The organism is Martinezella sp. CNPSo 3795 (genome assembly GCF_057784475.1).
On the sequence record NZ_JBXSOQ010000004.1, the window covers coordinates 309,920 to 323,603 of the forward strand.

Genomic DNA, 13,684 nt, shown 5'->3' on the forward strand with positions numbered 1-13,684 from the left:
CAATCTTATTTCCCGAGGCTCACAGCGGTTTTGCATGAGGCAGAAGCACCTACCGCAGCGCAGCAGGAATGACGATCCCGCCTCCGCTGGAGATTTTTAATAATCCAGTTGAGGCGCCGCATGTTTTTCATTGATCGTCTTTTGCAAGGCCGCAGGATTGTCACCAAAGTCCTAATTTTCGTGGTACCGCTGGTGGTTCTCATCGCCGGTGTCGGCCTCGTCGGTTATCACACCGCCAATATTCTGAACGGTCACATGACCGTGACGCGCGCCACGATCGAAAATATCAGCGATTTCGAGAACCTGCAGGCTGCCCTCCAGGAATTCACGGGGTCACCTTCCGATGATACGCGCCAGGCACTGGCCGACAAGGTCGATGCGCAGGAACAGGGTGTCCGTCGATTGAGCGGGCTGCTCAGCGACGATCAGCGCGCCAAAATCGTTCCGGTCACCGAGCTCGCCGCCAAGATGCGCACGCAGGAAGCCACGCTCTGGTCTATCAAACAGAAGCAGGACAGCGACGTCGAAGCCATCCGGAAGGCGGTGCAAAATGTCGAGGCGACCGCCAAGGCGGCCGGCAAGCAGATCGACATCATCCGCAAGGATTTCAGCGACAAGGAGACCTTTGCCAAAGAACTGCTCTACGATGCCGCCGCTTATAAGGGCCTTTCGGAGAAGATGAGCAATCTGCGCATTCAAGTCCAAATGGCAGCCGACTCCACGGAAGAAATTTCCGATGCACGCACCTACGCCGATGCCATCTTGAAGCAGGTGACGGTTTCAAAGGCACTGGTTTCGAAGCGCGGCGCCAGCCTCGTTGCGAATGCCTCCGATGCTGCCGACAAGCTCGACGCGGTCCTGAAGGGCTCCGGTACGCCCGACCAAAAGGTCGAGGCCATGGCGCCGATCCTGCAGAGCTTCGTGAAGATCGAAGGCGAGATGACGCTGCAATCGGCCAAGAACAGCGATACAGCCGCCGATCGTTTCGTCAGTCTGGACAAGATCATCGATGGCCAGAAGGAGCTTCTGGATCACGTGGATCAGGCGCTCGGTCTCGTCGATCGCCTGACCCTGCATGCCTCGCGTATGGAAAATGTCCGCGATGCTGCATCGCGCGAGCCAGTGCTTACGGACCTCAAGGATCTGCAGAGCGTTGCTGCCAGGATCTCGGAACTTGGCCAGACCAACGCCACCATGCGTGATTTTTCCGCTCACATGAAGCCGCTGATCGACGGCCTGACCAATGGATCGGCCGATCTGCTTCAGACGGCAGCCGACTGGAAGACGACGCGCGTTCAGTCCAATACCCTACTGGCCGATGCGATGACCTCGCTGCGTGGCTTTGTCGCCCAGGCGCAGGAACTCGGCAAGGAAGACAGCGAACGCTCGGCCAATGTCTCGGTCATCGCCATGATCGTCGGCACGCTGCTTGCCATCATCGGCGGACTGATGCTGGTGGAAACCCTGCGTGGACCGCTGAAGCGTGTCACCGACGTCATGACACGCCTTGCCAGCGGTGACCTGGAAGTCGCGATCGACGGCCGCAATCGCGGCGACGAGATCGGCGACATGGTGCGCTCCGTCAGCGTCTTCCGCGATGCCGCGCTCGAAAATGTCCGGCTGGAGCGGGAGGCTGAAAGCGCCCGTGCGCTCTCCGCCGAAGAGGCCGCCCGCCGCGCCGCCGAGCGCGCCCGCATCGAAGCCGAGCAGAAGCAGGCGCTCAATGCGCTGGCCGATGTTCTCGCCAAGCTTGCCGACGGCAATCTGGAGGAGGGCATGCGTGAGGATCTTTCCGCCGATTTCGTGGAAATGGCCTTCACCTACAATCATGCGGTCGAAGCTCTGCGCGAAACCCTGACGGACGTTCGCTATACGGCCGAGGAAATCAAGGGCGGCACCGGCAACCTTGCCATGTCGGCTGACGATCTGGCGCGGCGCACCGAACAGCAGGCGGCCGCTCTTGAGGAAAGCTCGCGGGCGCTGCATCGCCTCAGCGACGTCGTGCGCTCGACCGCCGATCGTGCACGGCAGACGGCGACCTCCGTCAATGAGACGCAGGCTTATGCGACGCAGTCGGGCGAAGTGGTTGCCAAGGCTGTGGGCGCCATGAGCGAGATCAACCGTTCCTCCGAGAAGATCGCCACGATCATCGGCGTCATCGACGAGATCGCCTTCCAGACCAACCTCTTGGCGCTAAATGCAGGGGTCGAGGCAGCCCGTGCCGGCGAAGCGGGCCGCGGCTTTGCCGTCGTCGCCCAGGAGGTGCGCGAACTGGCGCAGCGCTGTGCCAATGCGGCGAAGGAGATCAAGGGCCTGATTTCGGCAAGTTCTGCCCAAGTGCAGAATGGCGTACATCTGGTCGAGCAGACCGGCGCGGCACTGGCTGAGATCATCAACCATGTCACCGGCGTCCAGAGGCTGGTTGCCGATATTTCCTCTGCCACCACCGAGCAGTCGACTGGTATCGAGGAAGTGACGCGTGCCGTTTCCGAAGTCGAACTGATCACGCAGCGCAACGCGGCGATGGTTGAGGAGAACAACGCGGAGATCCACGGCCTTCGCCAGCGGGTCGACATGCTGTCGGAAAAGATTGATCGCTTCCGCACCGGCGATGGCGAGGTGGAATATGCGAGCTACAGCAGTACGGATGCGCGATATCGCGCCGCATAAAGCGGTGCTTTAGATAAGGCCAATAACCGATTGATGCGCCGGGCTAATGGTTCGGCGCATTTTGATTGAAGCTTACTGTCGCGATCACGGCGCCGCGGACGAATTACCGGCCGAGATTCAGCGTTTCACCATCGGCGGGGATTAACAGGCGCAACGGATCGAGACCACCTGCTTCTGCGGTTTGGCGAAGATCCTGGCGTGTGACGGTCGCGTGATCGAGCGCTTCCATATGGGTTGCGACGATAGTCGCTTGCGGTGCGAGCCGGCTGACTTCGAGCGTCTGTTTGTCATCCATGACGATCAGGTCGCCGTCCCAACGGGCGCCGCAGGAATGGGTGACGATGATATCGGGCGAGAATTCATGGATCGTTTCGATGACCGGAGGGTAAAGCACGGTATCGCCAGCCCAATAGACGGTAGGTTCGCCGGCAGCTTCCAGCGTGAGGCCGATGACCGGCCCCATTTTTTCCACTACTGGCCCGACACCGTGGCTGCCCTGCCGGGGCGTGATTGTCAGCCCTTGCCAAGTGATCGATTGCGCAAGCGGGGTCACATTTGTGAAGCTGGCGTCGCGGATACGTCCTTCGTCACCGGGTTGGCAAAGGATCGGCAATGTTTTCGGCACGCGCTCCTTGGCCACAGCATCGAAATGATCGGTATGCAGATGCGATACAATCACCAGCTCGACGCCCTGGAGAATATCGTCGATCGAACGTGGCAGTTCCGTCATCGGATTGGGAGAGCGGCCAGTGAAGGACGGAAGACTATGGCGCGGTGCAAAGTAAGGGTCGATCAGCAGCACATGGCCGCCATAGCTGATCTTCAGCGTCGCGTTGCGAATAAGCTCAAGCTGCATGTAGATTGTCTCGATTTAATTTAGCCGCCGGTAACGCTCATGTGGCGCGCGACCACTGGGCGGTTGTGCGTGCGGTCGATGATGAAGTCATGACCTTTGGGCTTGCGGGTAATGGCTTCGTCGATTGCGGCGTGGAGCAGGGCGTCATCCTCGCTTGCGCGCAACGCTGTGCGCAGGTCGGCCGCATCGTTCTGCCCCAGGCACATATAGAGCGTACCCGTGCAGGTGAGCCGCACGCGATTGCAGCTCTCGCAGAAATTATGGGTCATCGGCGTGATAAAGCCGAGGCGACCGCCGGTCTCTGTGACTTCGACATAGCGGGCAGGGCCGCCCGTCTGGTAAGGGATGTCCGTCAGCGTGAACTGATCTTCGAGATCGGCGCGCAACTGGGAGAGCGGCAGATACTGGTCGGTGCGGTCTTCGTCGATCTCGCCCATGGGCATGGTCTCGATGACGGTCAGGTCCATGCCGCGACCATGCGCGAACCGCAGCAGGTCGGGAATTTCGGTATCGTTGAAGCCTTTGAGCGCGACGGCATTCAGCTTGATCTTCAGGCCGGCCTTCTGCGCCGCGTCGATGCCTTCCATCACCTTGGAGAAATCTCCCCAGCGGGTGATCGTACGGAATTTATCAGGATCCAAAGTATCGAGCGACACGTTGATGCGCCGGACGCCGCTATCGTAAAGTTCTTCGGCATGGCGGGCGAGCTGAGAACCGTTGGTCGTCAGGGTCAATTCGTCGAGTGCGCCATTTTTCACGCTCTCGCCGAGTTTGCGGACCAGAAACATGATATTCTTGCGCACCAGAGGTTCGCCGCCGGTAAGCCTGATCTTGCGCACGCCCTTGGTGATGAAGGCGGAACAGAGCCGGTCGAGTTCTTCCAGCGTCAGCAGATCCTTCTTGGGCAGGAAGGTCATGTGTTCGGCCATGCAGTAGGTGCAGCGGAAATCGCAGCGATCGGTGACGGAAACGCGCAAATAGGTGACCGCGCGCCCGAAAGGGTCAATCATCGGGCTTCTATCCGCTGCCAGCGGCGAGGCGCCGCCTATCGTACCGACAATGCTGTTCACTCAAATCTCCATCACGCTGCTAATGTGTGCATAGGCGATTGTTGCGTCAAGGAAAATGACTTTCAATTATACTTGCGTGTGGAGCTGTGGCGGCATAATTCTCGAAAACACACTGAAAGGCATGGGAAAATCGATGAGTGACGTTTGGCCGACCGAATTGCGGGTCTCGAAGGATCGCCGTCACCTCATCGTGACGTTCGATAACGGCGCGAGCTTTAACTTGCCGGCCGAGATGCTGCGGGTGCTGTCCCCCTCCGCCGAGGTCCAGGGACATGGGCCGGGACAAAAGGTTACCGTGCCGGGCAAGCGCAATGTCGGCATCATGTCCATGACGCCGACCGGCAACTATGCCGTTCGCATCGGGTTCGACGACATGCACGATACCGGCATTTTCACATGGTCCTATCTGCGCGAGCTTGGAGAAAGGGGCCAGGAGCTTTTCGCGGCCTATGAGGCTGAGCTGAAGGAAAAGGGTCTCAGCCGCGACCCGGCTGGAAGGTCGCACTAGCAAACTCCGATAACGGATAGGGGGCGTAAGCATGATCCTTGGGGGTAGGGAAAACTGGCTTCGCGCCAAGGGCAGCAAGAACGAGAGCAAGGTTTCCTTCGTCGAGCTGTTTTTCGATCTGGTTTTCGTTTTCTCGATCTCGCAGCTTGCGCATGCGCTGGCCGAGCATTTCACCCCATTGGGAGCGCTCGAAGCCATCATGCTGATCTTTGCAGTGTGGTGGGTCTGGATTTTCACGGCGTGGGTCACGAACTGGCTCGATCCCGACCGCATGCCGGTGCGTATCATGCTGTTTACGCTGATGTTTGCGGGACTTATCCTCTCCGCCGCTATTCCCGAGGCTTTTGGCGAGAAAGCGATTTTCTTTGCCGGCGCCTACGTCTTCATGCAGGTCGGGCGCTCGCTGTTCACAGTCTACGCTCTCAAGAATGCCAGCGCGGCCAACCATCGCAATTTCCTGCGGATCACCTGCTGGCTCGTCCTGTCCGGCATTTTCTGGATTTCGGGCGCGCTGATCGAAGGCGATGCTCTTATTGTGCTTTGGCTGATCGCTCTCGTCATCGAATATTCGGCCCCTGCGCTCGGCTTCCGGGTGCCTGGGCTTGGCAAATCGACGCCGGCGGACTGGAATGTGTCGGGCGCGCATCTGGCCGAACGTTGCGCGCTCTTCGTTATCATTTGCCTCGGCGAAGCAGTGCTGCAGGCTGGCAAAACCTTTGCCGAGCAGCCGGTGACGCCGTTGATCGTAGCAGTATTCATTACCGCTTTCGTCGGCACGGTTGCTCTGTGGTGGATTTATTTTCAATTCGGTCATGAAAGGGCGGCCCATCGCATCGAGCATGACGACACGCCCGGCAGCCTCGCGCGGCAGGCGTTTACCTATGCGCATATTCCCATCCTCGCCGGCATTATCCTGAGCGTCGTTGGAGATGAATTTCTCTTTGCTCATCCACATGATGCCGCCGACATGCACGCTGCAGCCGCGCTACTCGGCGGACCGGCGGTCTTTCTCCTTGGAAATCTCTGGTTCAAAGGGGTAACCACCGGCCGGCCGCCGCTATCGCATATGGCGGGGCTTGTTGGGCTGGCGCTGTTGCTGCTTACCTTGCCAATGGTTGTGGTCTATCAGCTCGGCATCCTCGCCACGGCCGTACTCGTCGTCGTCGCGATCTGGGAATTCGCCTCGCTGAACCGGGTCGTTCCTTCGGCGCGCTCAGCCGGTGATCATTGATCGCCAGCAAGCTCCAGCGGTTCACGTTCTTCCTGTAGCAGGAGACTGACGACGCGTTCCATGTGCACGGTGATCGCTTCACATTCTTCGATCGGCGCATCCGAGAGCATCCGGTCGATGAGCGCGGTCTGGATGATCATGGCTTCCTCGGTTACACGGCGCCCTTCCTCCGTCAGGTAGAGGCGAAGCACGCGTTTGTCCTGCTTGTCGCCGCGCCGTTCGATCAGCCCGCGCTTTTCCATCTGCGGCAGCAACATGCTCATGTTGGAGCGGCCGACCAATAGCTTGCGGGCGAGTTCCTGCTGGGAAATGCCTTCAAAGCGAAACAGGTTGACGAGAATGTCGAGGTGCGGCGGCTTGATGTCGAGATGCGCCAATGCCCGTCCGAGTGATTGTTGCATCAGCTGGCAGGCGCGCGCCACGGCGATCCAGCTTCGAAAACGCGGATGGTCCCAGGGAAGGGGTTGATTTTTGTTCATCGTTGTACTTTATTGTTCATAGTTGAACATTATCGGATTCCCACTATGCCATCCTTTACGCTCAAGGTCACCCGGTCGAGTCTCGCCAGTCTCGAAAGGCTGTCTCCGCGGCTCGCCGGCAAGGCGGCTTTCCGGCTTTTCTGTCTGACGCCTTCGCGTCGCCCACGCGGCTCGAAGGCCAAGGCGGCGCATATGGAAGGCAGGCAGCGTCTTCTCGCAGCAGAGCAGGTGATGCTGCCGCTTCCGGGCGGCCGTGCCATGGCCTACCGCTTCAACGGCGGAGCCAAGGGAACGCGCAAGCGCTATCTCGTGGTCCATGGCTGGGGTTCCAGCAGTGAATACATGTCCGAACTGGCCGCATTCCTTGCCGACGATGGAGCGGAGGTGATCTCGCTCGATCTTCCCGGGCATGGTCGCTCAGGCGGGCGGTTCTTGAATGTGCGTTTGGCCGTCTCCGCCATTGCCGCGGCGTCGGCCCGTTTCGGAGCCTTCGATGCCGCGATCGGACATTCTTTCGGCGGCGCATCGCTGACGCTGGCATCTGCAGGCTTTCTGCCTGGCATCGAACCGATTCGGCCAGGCAAACTGGTGTTGATCGGCGCGCCGAGCGCCATGGGCTGGCTGTTTAAGGATTTCGGCCGCCTGATGCGACTTGGACCAGCGACGCAGGCGGCCCTGGAAGACGAGGTTCGCCTGGTAACGGGCAGGACGCTCGCTTCCTATGACCAGAAGCGCGACCGGCTCGATCCGAGCCGGCCAGTTCTTGTCATCCACGCCGAGGATGATAAGGAAGTGAGCGCCGATCACGCGCGCGGCTATGCCGCCGAGGGCGCGCATGTCCGTATCTTCTGGGCCAACGGTTTCGGGCACCGGCGCATTGTGAGTGCTGCACCCGTGCTTGACGCCATCCAGAGCTTCCTTGCCCAAGATATCGAGGAGGAAAATCCGCTCGAAAATCATGACGGGACGGTGCTATCGTTCTACCGAACTCCGCTGCGTCGCTCGTCATAACGATGTCTGCGCCGCCTCGGATTTGAGTGGATTGCCACAGAGAAGCGTGAGGCCGCATGCACATCGTCACATCCGTCGAGGAACTGAAGCAGCTCTATGGCGACGCCGGTGAAGCGTCGATCACGAAGGTAACGAGCGTCCTGACACCACTTTATCGCCGGATGATCGAAGCGTCGCCCTTCATGGCTCTGGCAACGGTCGGGCCTGAAGGGCTTGATTGTTCACCGCGCGGCGACTTGGGTGGAGTCGTTCGCGTGGAGGATGAGAAGACCCTGCATCTGCCGGATTGGCGCGGCAACAATCGCGTCGACTCTCTTGCGAATATCGTGCGCGATCCGCGCATAGCGCTGATGTTTCTGATCCCGGGATCGAATACGACGATGCGGCTCAATGGTCGGGCTGTCGTCTCGATCGAGCCAGCATTGCTCGACAGTTTCGAGATGGATGGAAAGCATCCGCGCTGCGTTGTCGTCATCACGATTGAGGAAGTCTATTTCCAGTGCGCGCGAGCGGTGATGCGGGCCGAGCTGTGGAATGCGGAGCGGTTCGTCGATCCGGCAAGTCTGCCGAGTCCAGGCATGATGCTTAAGGCTGCAAAGGCCGATTTCGACCAGGAAACCTATGACCGCGAGGCGCCGGCGCGGGCCGCCAAGACGCTTTGGTAAACAAGCCGCCGGCATGCCTGGGAAAGCAGCGCCGGCGGTTGGTTGGCTTCGCTTCTAATTCTTGTAGATGAGCCAACTTTTGGTGAAATCCTTCTGCATGCCGTCCTGATAGACGCTGCTGCAATTGCGGCCGGCATTCTTGGCGCAGTAGAGCGCCAGATCGGCCTTGTTATACAGCTCTCCCGAATCGGCTGCTTCCGAAGCCATGCAGATGCCGAGGGAGAGAGTGATCGGACCATAATCGACCCTGGTGCGCGAATTCTTGAACGGCGTCGCTTCCAAGGTGCGACGTACCCGTTCGCAGACTGTCGTAACGTCCTCGATGCTGGTGGCTTCCAGAATGAGGGCGAATTCCTCGCCGCCGACGCGGGCGACGAAAACGTCGCGGCGCACATTGGCGCGGATGATCGAGGCGACGGTCGCCAAGATCTTGTCGCCGACCGGATGGCCGAAAGTGTCGTTGATCCGCTTGAAATGATCGATATCGGCAAGCACCAGAGCGGTCGTCGGCCTAGTCAGCTGATTGTCGAAGATCGAGACCAGCCGGTCCTCGAAGGCGCGGCGATTGGAAAGCCGGGTCAATGCGTCGGTACTGGCGATGCGCTTATATTCGTCCAGTTCCTTGCGAACCAGCTCCATTTCCTGGCTGCGCTGGGCGACGTTCTCGACCGTCTTTTCACCATGAGCCATGGTGTCGCCTGTCGCTGCGGCGAGCATGTCGATGGCGCCACGCAGCAGTTCGGCGCTGTTGTGGCTCCTCGAACTTATGCTCTCACAGGTCTCGCCAAGCAGGCGATTGTAGCTTTGGAGCGTCGTCTGTTCCTGGCGCAGGGCGCGCAGGACGGCATCGAGTTCGGTGGTCAGACGGGTATGCGCATCGTCGAAGACACGACCCGCGTGATGCGGAAAATATTTGGCTCCGATGTCGTCCAGCTCTTCCTGGGTGGCGCTCTTGCCGAGGGCTGCCAGTTCACGGGTGAGAGCGAGATTGGAGCCTATATAAGCTTCGTAGAAAAGTTCGTAATTGCGCGGAATAGGTGCGATCCCCATGGATCGCATGGCGTATGTAATCTGCCCTGCCACGTCGGGAATTTGCGCCTTGGGCGCAATCGCCGTACTCATCGTGAGCTCCGTAACATGTATTGGTTAAACCCCTTCTTTATCTATGCAAAGATTCTTTGAGAAAATATTAAGGACGTGATTGTGAAAAATCCTCGGTGATTACGGTTTTATTCGGAAATAATTACAATTGAAGGATGGTTTTACAGAAGGGGCGCTGATGCGCCCCTTTCGATATGTTCGATCGCAAGTGGTTTTTTCTATCCGAGATTGAGTTCCTGGAAGAAATCGTTGCCCTTGTCGTCAATGACGATGAAGGCGGGAAAATCCTCTACTTCGATCTTCCAGACGGCTTCCATGCCGAGTTCCGGATATTCGAGAACCTCTACCTTCTTGATGCAATCTTGAGCAAGGCGGGCAGCCGGCCCGCCGATCGAACCGAGATAGAAGCCGCCATATTTCTTACAAGCTTCCCGTACGGCGCGTGAACGATTGCCCTTGGCGAGCATGACCATGGAGCCGCCGAAGGACTGGAACTGGTCGACGTAACTATCCATGCGGCCCGCGGTTGTCGGGCCGAAGGAACCGGAAGCATAGCCAGCCGGTGTCTTTGCCGGGCCGGCGTAATAAACCGGATGGTTTTTCAGGTATTCCGGCATGCCTTCGCCTTTTTCCAGGCGCTCGCGGATTTTGGCATGCGCCAGGTCGCGTGCCACGATGATCGTGCCGGTGAGCGACAGCCGTGTCTTGACGGGATGTGCGGATAGTTCTGCCAGGATATCCGCCATAGGCCGGTTGAGATCGATGCGGACCATGGACTCCGAGAGCTTGGCTTCATCGATCTCGGGCATGTACTTGGACGGATCGGTTTCGAGCTGCTCGATGAAGATGCCGTCGCGCGTGATCTTGCCCTTGGCCTGGCGATCGGCAGAACAGGAGACGCCGAGGCCGATCGGCAGCGATGCGCCATGACGGGGCAGGCGGATGACGCGGATATCATGGCAGAAATACTTGCCGCCGAACTGGGCACCGACGCCGAGGCTCTGCGTGAGCTTGTGGATTTCCTTCTCCATTTCGATATCCCGGAAGGCATGTCCGCTTTCGGAGCCTTCCGTGGGAAGACAGTCGAGATACCGTGTCGAGGCGAGCTTGACCGTCTTTAAGTTCATCTCGGCAGACGTGCCGCCGATGACGATGGCGAGATGATAAGGCGGGCAGGCGGCCGTACCGAGCGTCAGGATTTTCTCCTTCAGAAAATCCAGCATGCGGTCATGCGTCAGAAGCGACGGAGTGCCCTGATAGAGGAAGGTCTTATTGGCCGAGCCGCCGCCCTTGGCGACAAAGAGGAATTCATAGGCGTCGGTGCCTTCCTCATAGATATCGATCTGGGCGGGCAGATTGTTTTTGGTGTTCTTTTCCTCGAACATCTTGATCGGTGCGAGCTGCGAGTAGCGCAGGTTCTTCTTCTCATAGGCATCGAGTACGCCCTTTGCCAGCGCGCTGCTGTCGCCGCCCTCGGTCCAGACGCGGCGGCCTTTCTTGGCCATGATAATGGCGGTGCCGGTGTCCTGGCACATGGGAAGCACGCCGCCAGCGGCGATATTGGCATTCTTCAGCAGATCGTAGGCGACGAAGCGGTCGTTATCGGTGGCTTCCGGGTCTTCCAGGATCGAGGCGAGCTGCTTCAGGTGGCCGGGGCGCAGCAGGTGGTTGATATCGGCGAAAGCCGTCTCGGCGAGCAGGCGGATGCCCTCGGGTTCGACGGTCAGGATTTCCTGGCCCTTGAAGGTGTCGACGGAGACGTAATCGCCCGAAATCTTGCGGTAGGGGGTCGTGTCGTCGCCGAGAGGAAACAGATCGTCAGCCATTTGGGAAACCTTTCAAGCCGGATGGCGGGGAAGATGTTTGGAAACGATCTAAATCCGGCTTGAGGCAAAAGCAATTGTTGATGGTGACCTAGTGGTGCGAGGTATCATCCGATTAGTTCAGACAAGCAGAAGGCGGGCGCTTGATGCCTGCGTTGCAATGCTCTCAATATTTTATGGATAACCAAGGCCATCTGATTAGGAAATCGGCGCATTTTCGTTGGAATAGGTCTGGCTGTGCATTGGCGGGGTTTATGCGCAATACGCCGTGCCACATGTCATCGAAGCCATCTGGCGCGTACACGCTTCCATCTTCTGCTCTTATGCCAACACGGGTGCAGGAAATCAGATAGCGATCAATGCCTTCTTCCGCGCGCTTAAGAGGCGGATAGGGCTTTCCGAATTTTTTCGAATACCAAAGATGAACTCGAGCCTGATTTCGAACCTCGATCCGGTCCGCCAAACGTCCGAGAGCCCGCTTCACCTTCTGAATGACTTTATCTTCGGCTTCCCACGATGGATCTCGATCATCAAAATAGAAGATATCATAATCTTTGATGCCCCATGTCGGCGGATGCCCACTTTTGAAATTCCACACCGTTTGAAATAGGCATCCGGCAGTAAGGATGCATTGGGGTAGCTCGAGAGTAGGAAGGCGATCAAATAGTTCCCTATTGATCTGATTCTCCATTACATGCGCGACAAAGTCGGATGTCGTTATCGACATTGATACCTCCATTTGTTCGCTTTATGTTCTAAAGATTGATCAATCTCGTCAAGGGAGTGGAGACTGTCTCCACAGAGGGTGCCCCGGCCATTTGCCGGGACGACTTGTTCCAATGGGTGATTTCACTTCGGACCGATCATCGTTTCCGGCCGGACGATGGCATCGTATTCTTCCGATGATACCAATCCACTCGCCAGAGCTTCTTCCTTCAGGGTCGTGCCGTTCTTGTGAGCGGTCTTGGCGATCTTGGCGGCATTGTCGTAGCCGATCTTCGGCGCGAGTGCCGTCACCAGCATCAGCGAACGTTCGAGACCGGCCTTGATATTGTCCTCGCGGGCTTCGATGCCGACGATGCAGTTGTCGGTGAAGGAGACGGCGGCGTCGCCGAGCAACTGCACCGACTGCAGGAAGTTGTAGGCCATCATCGGATTGTAGACGTTGAGCTCGAAATGGCCCTGGCTGCCGGCAAAGGTGAGGGCGGCATTGTTGCCGAAGATGTGAATGCAGACCTGCGTCAGCGCTTCGCATTGTGTCGGATTGACCTTGCCCGGCATGATCGACGAGCCCGGTTCGTTTTCCGGCAGCGCCAGTTCGCCGAGACCGGAGCGCGGGCCGGAGCCGAGCAGGCGGATGTCGTTGGCGATCTTGAAGAGTGCGGCTGCCGCGGCATTAATGGCGCCATGGCTGAAGACCATCGAATCATGGGCGGCCAGCGCCTCGAACTTGTTCGGGGCGGTAACGAAGGGCAGGCCGGTGATTTTGGCGATCTCGTCAGCGACCTTCTCTGCAAAGCCGATCGGCGCATTGAGGCCGGTTCCGACCGCGGTGCCACCCTGGGCGAGTTCGCAAAGGCCCGGCAGGGTCAGCTCGATGCGTTTGATCGACGAGGCGACCTGGGCGGCATAGCCTGAGAATTCCTGGCCGAGCGTCAGTGGCGTTGCATCCTGCGTGTGAGTGCGGCCGATCTTGATGATATGGGCGAAGTCGGCGACCTTCTTTTCCAGGGCCGCATGCAGGTGCCTGAGCGCCGGCAGCAAGTGATGGACGATCTGCTCGGCGCAGGCGATGTGCATGGCAGTCGGATAGGTATCGTTCGACGACTGGCTCATGTTAACGTGGTCGTTCGGATGCACGGGCTTTTTCGAACCCATAACGCCGCCGAGCATCTCGATTGCGCGATTGGAGATCACTTCGTTGGCATTCATGTTCGACTGCGTGCCCGAGCCGGTCTGCCAGACGACAAGCGGGAAATGATCGTTAAGCTTGCCATCTATGACTTCCTGTGACGCATCGACGATTGCCTTGCCGAGCGCCGGATCCAACTGGCCGAGCTCCATATTGGCGCGCGCAGCCGCCTGTTTGACGATGCCGAGGGCGCGGACGACCGAGAGCGGCTGCTTTTCCCAGCCGATCTTGAAATTGCCGAGCGAGCGCTGCGCCTGCGCGCCCCAATAGCGGTCGCTGGCGACTTCGATCGGGCCGAAGGTATCGGTTTCGGTGCGGGTGGACGTCATCTTCGTGGTCCTGCTTTCCATTGAGACAG

12 protein-coding genes are annotated in these 13,684 nt (G+C 58.8%); 5 read left to right on the forward strand and 7 right to left on the reverse strand.

The window, feature by feature from the left end; translation table 11 throughout:
- Positions 1-120: 120 nt before the first annotated feature.
- Positions 121-2,670 (forward strand): methyl-accepting chemotaxis protein, encoded by a 2,550-nt coding sequence (locus AC13QY_RS14890; protein WP_113354604.1) that lies wholly within the window; start codon positions 121-123, stop codon positions 2,668-2,670.
- A 103-nt stretch (positions 2,671-2,773) separates the two neighbouring features.
- Here AC13QY_RS14890 and AC13QY_RS14895 read toward each other — a convergent pair whose 3' ends face one another.
- Positions 2,774-3,526 (reverse strand): MBL fold metallo-hydrolase, encoded by a 753-nt coding sequence (locus tag AC13QY_RS14895; protein WP_113354605.1) that lies wholly within the window; start codon positions 3,524-3,526, stop codon positions 2,774-2,776.
- Between the two features lie 20 nt (positions 3,527-3,546).
- The gene (gene moaA, locus AC13QY_RS14900) at positions 3,547-4,596 is read right to left on the reverse strand and encodes a GTP 3',8-cyclase MoaA (RefSeq protein WP_113354606.1); all 1,050 of its coding nucleotides are present in this window, start codon (positions 4,594-4,596) and stop codon (positions 3,547-3,549) included.
- A 133-nt stretch (positions 4,597-4,729) separates the two neighbouring features.
- Here moaA and AC13QY_RS14905 point away from each other — a divergent pair, with 133 nt between their 5' ends.
- A complete protein-coding gene (locus tag AC13QY_RS14905; RefSeq protein WP_113354607.1) occupies positions 4,730-5,104 on the forward strand; it encodes a gamma-butyrobetaine hydroxylase family protein in 375 nt (124 codons plus the stop codon).
- A gap of 31 nt (positions 5,105-5,135) precedes the next feature.
- The gene (locus AC13QY_RS14910) at positions 5,136-6,335 is read left to right on the forward strand and encodes a low temperature requirement protein A (protein ID WP_113354608.1); all 1,200 of its coding nucleotides are present in this window, start codon (positions 5,136-5,138) and stop codon (positions 6,333-6,335) included.
- Here the strand turns inward: AC13QY_RS14910 and AC13QY_RS14915 are convergent.
- Entirely contained in the window at positions 6,329-6,814 is a 486-nt protein-coding gene (locus AC13QY_RS14915; protein WP_113354609.1) for a MarR family winged helix-turn-helix transcriptional regulator, read from the reverse strand. The two genes, AC13QY_RS14910 and AC13QY_RS14915, sit on opposite strands and share 7 nt — an antisense overlap.
- A 45-nt stretch (positions 6,815-6,859) precedes the next feature.
- Here AC13QY_RS14915 and AC13QY_RS14920 point away from each other — a divergent pair, with 45 nt between their 5' ends.
- Both AC13QY_RS14920 and AC13QY_RS14925 read left to right on the forward strand, forming a co-directional pair.
- A complete protein-coding gene (locus AC13QY_RS14920; RefSeq protein WP_113354610.1) occupies positions 6,860-7,825 on the forward strand; it encodes an alpha/beta hydrolase in 966 nt (321 codons plus the stop codon).
- A 56-nt stretch (positions 7,826-7,881) separates the two neighbouring features.
- Complete coding sequence (locus AC13QY_RS14925) at positions 7,882-8,490, forward strand: pyridoxamine 5'-phosphate oxidase family protein (RefSeq protein WP_112721185.1); 609 nt, start codon at positions 7,882-7,884, stop codon at positions 8,488-8,490.
- 54 nt (positions 8,491-8,544) lie between these two features.
- On the opposite strand, the gene AC13QY_RS14930 is transcribed toward AC13QY_RS14925, so the two are convergent.
- The 4 genes from AC13QY_RS14930 to fumC form a co-directional block, all read right to left on the reverse strand.
- The gene (locus AC13QY_RS14930) at positions 8,545-9,612 is read right to left on the reverse strand and encodes a GGDEF domain-containing protein (RefSeq protein WP_488493627.1); all 1,068 of its coding nucleotides are present in this window, start codon (positions 9,610-9,612) and stop codon (positions 8,545-8,547) included.
- A 197-nt stretch (positions 9,613-9,809) separates the two neighbouring features.
- Positions 9,810-11,417 carry a fumarate hydratase gene (locus AC13QY_RS14935; protein ID WP_113354612.1) on the reverse strand — a complete coding sequence of 536 codons (1,608 nt, stop codon included), beginning with the start codon at positions 11,415-11,417 and terminating at the stop codon, positions 9,810-9,812.
- 163 nt (positions 11,418-11,580) lie between these two features.
- Positions 11,581-12,141 (reverse strand): nucleotidyltransferase family protein, encoded by a 561-nt coding sequence (locus AC13QY_RS14940; protein WP_113354613.1) that lies wholly within the window; start codon positions 12,139-12,141, stop codon positions 11,581-11,583.
- 122 nt (positions 12,142-12,263) lie between these two features.
- Positions 12,264-13,655: a class II fumarate hydratase gene (fumC, locus tag AC13QY_RS14945; protein WP_113333101.1), complete on the reverse strand. Its 1,392-nt coding sequence runs from the start codon at positions 13,653-13,655 to the stop codon at positions 12,264-12,266.
- Positions 13,656-13,684: the final 29 nt, after the last annotated feature.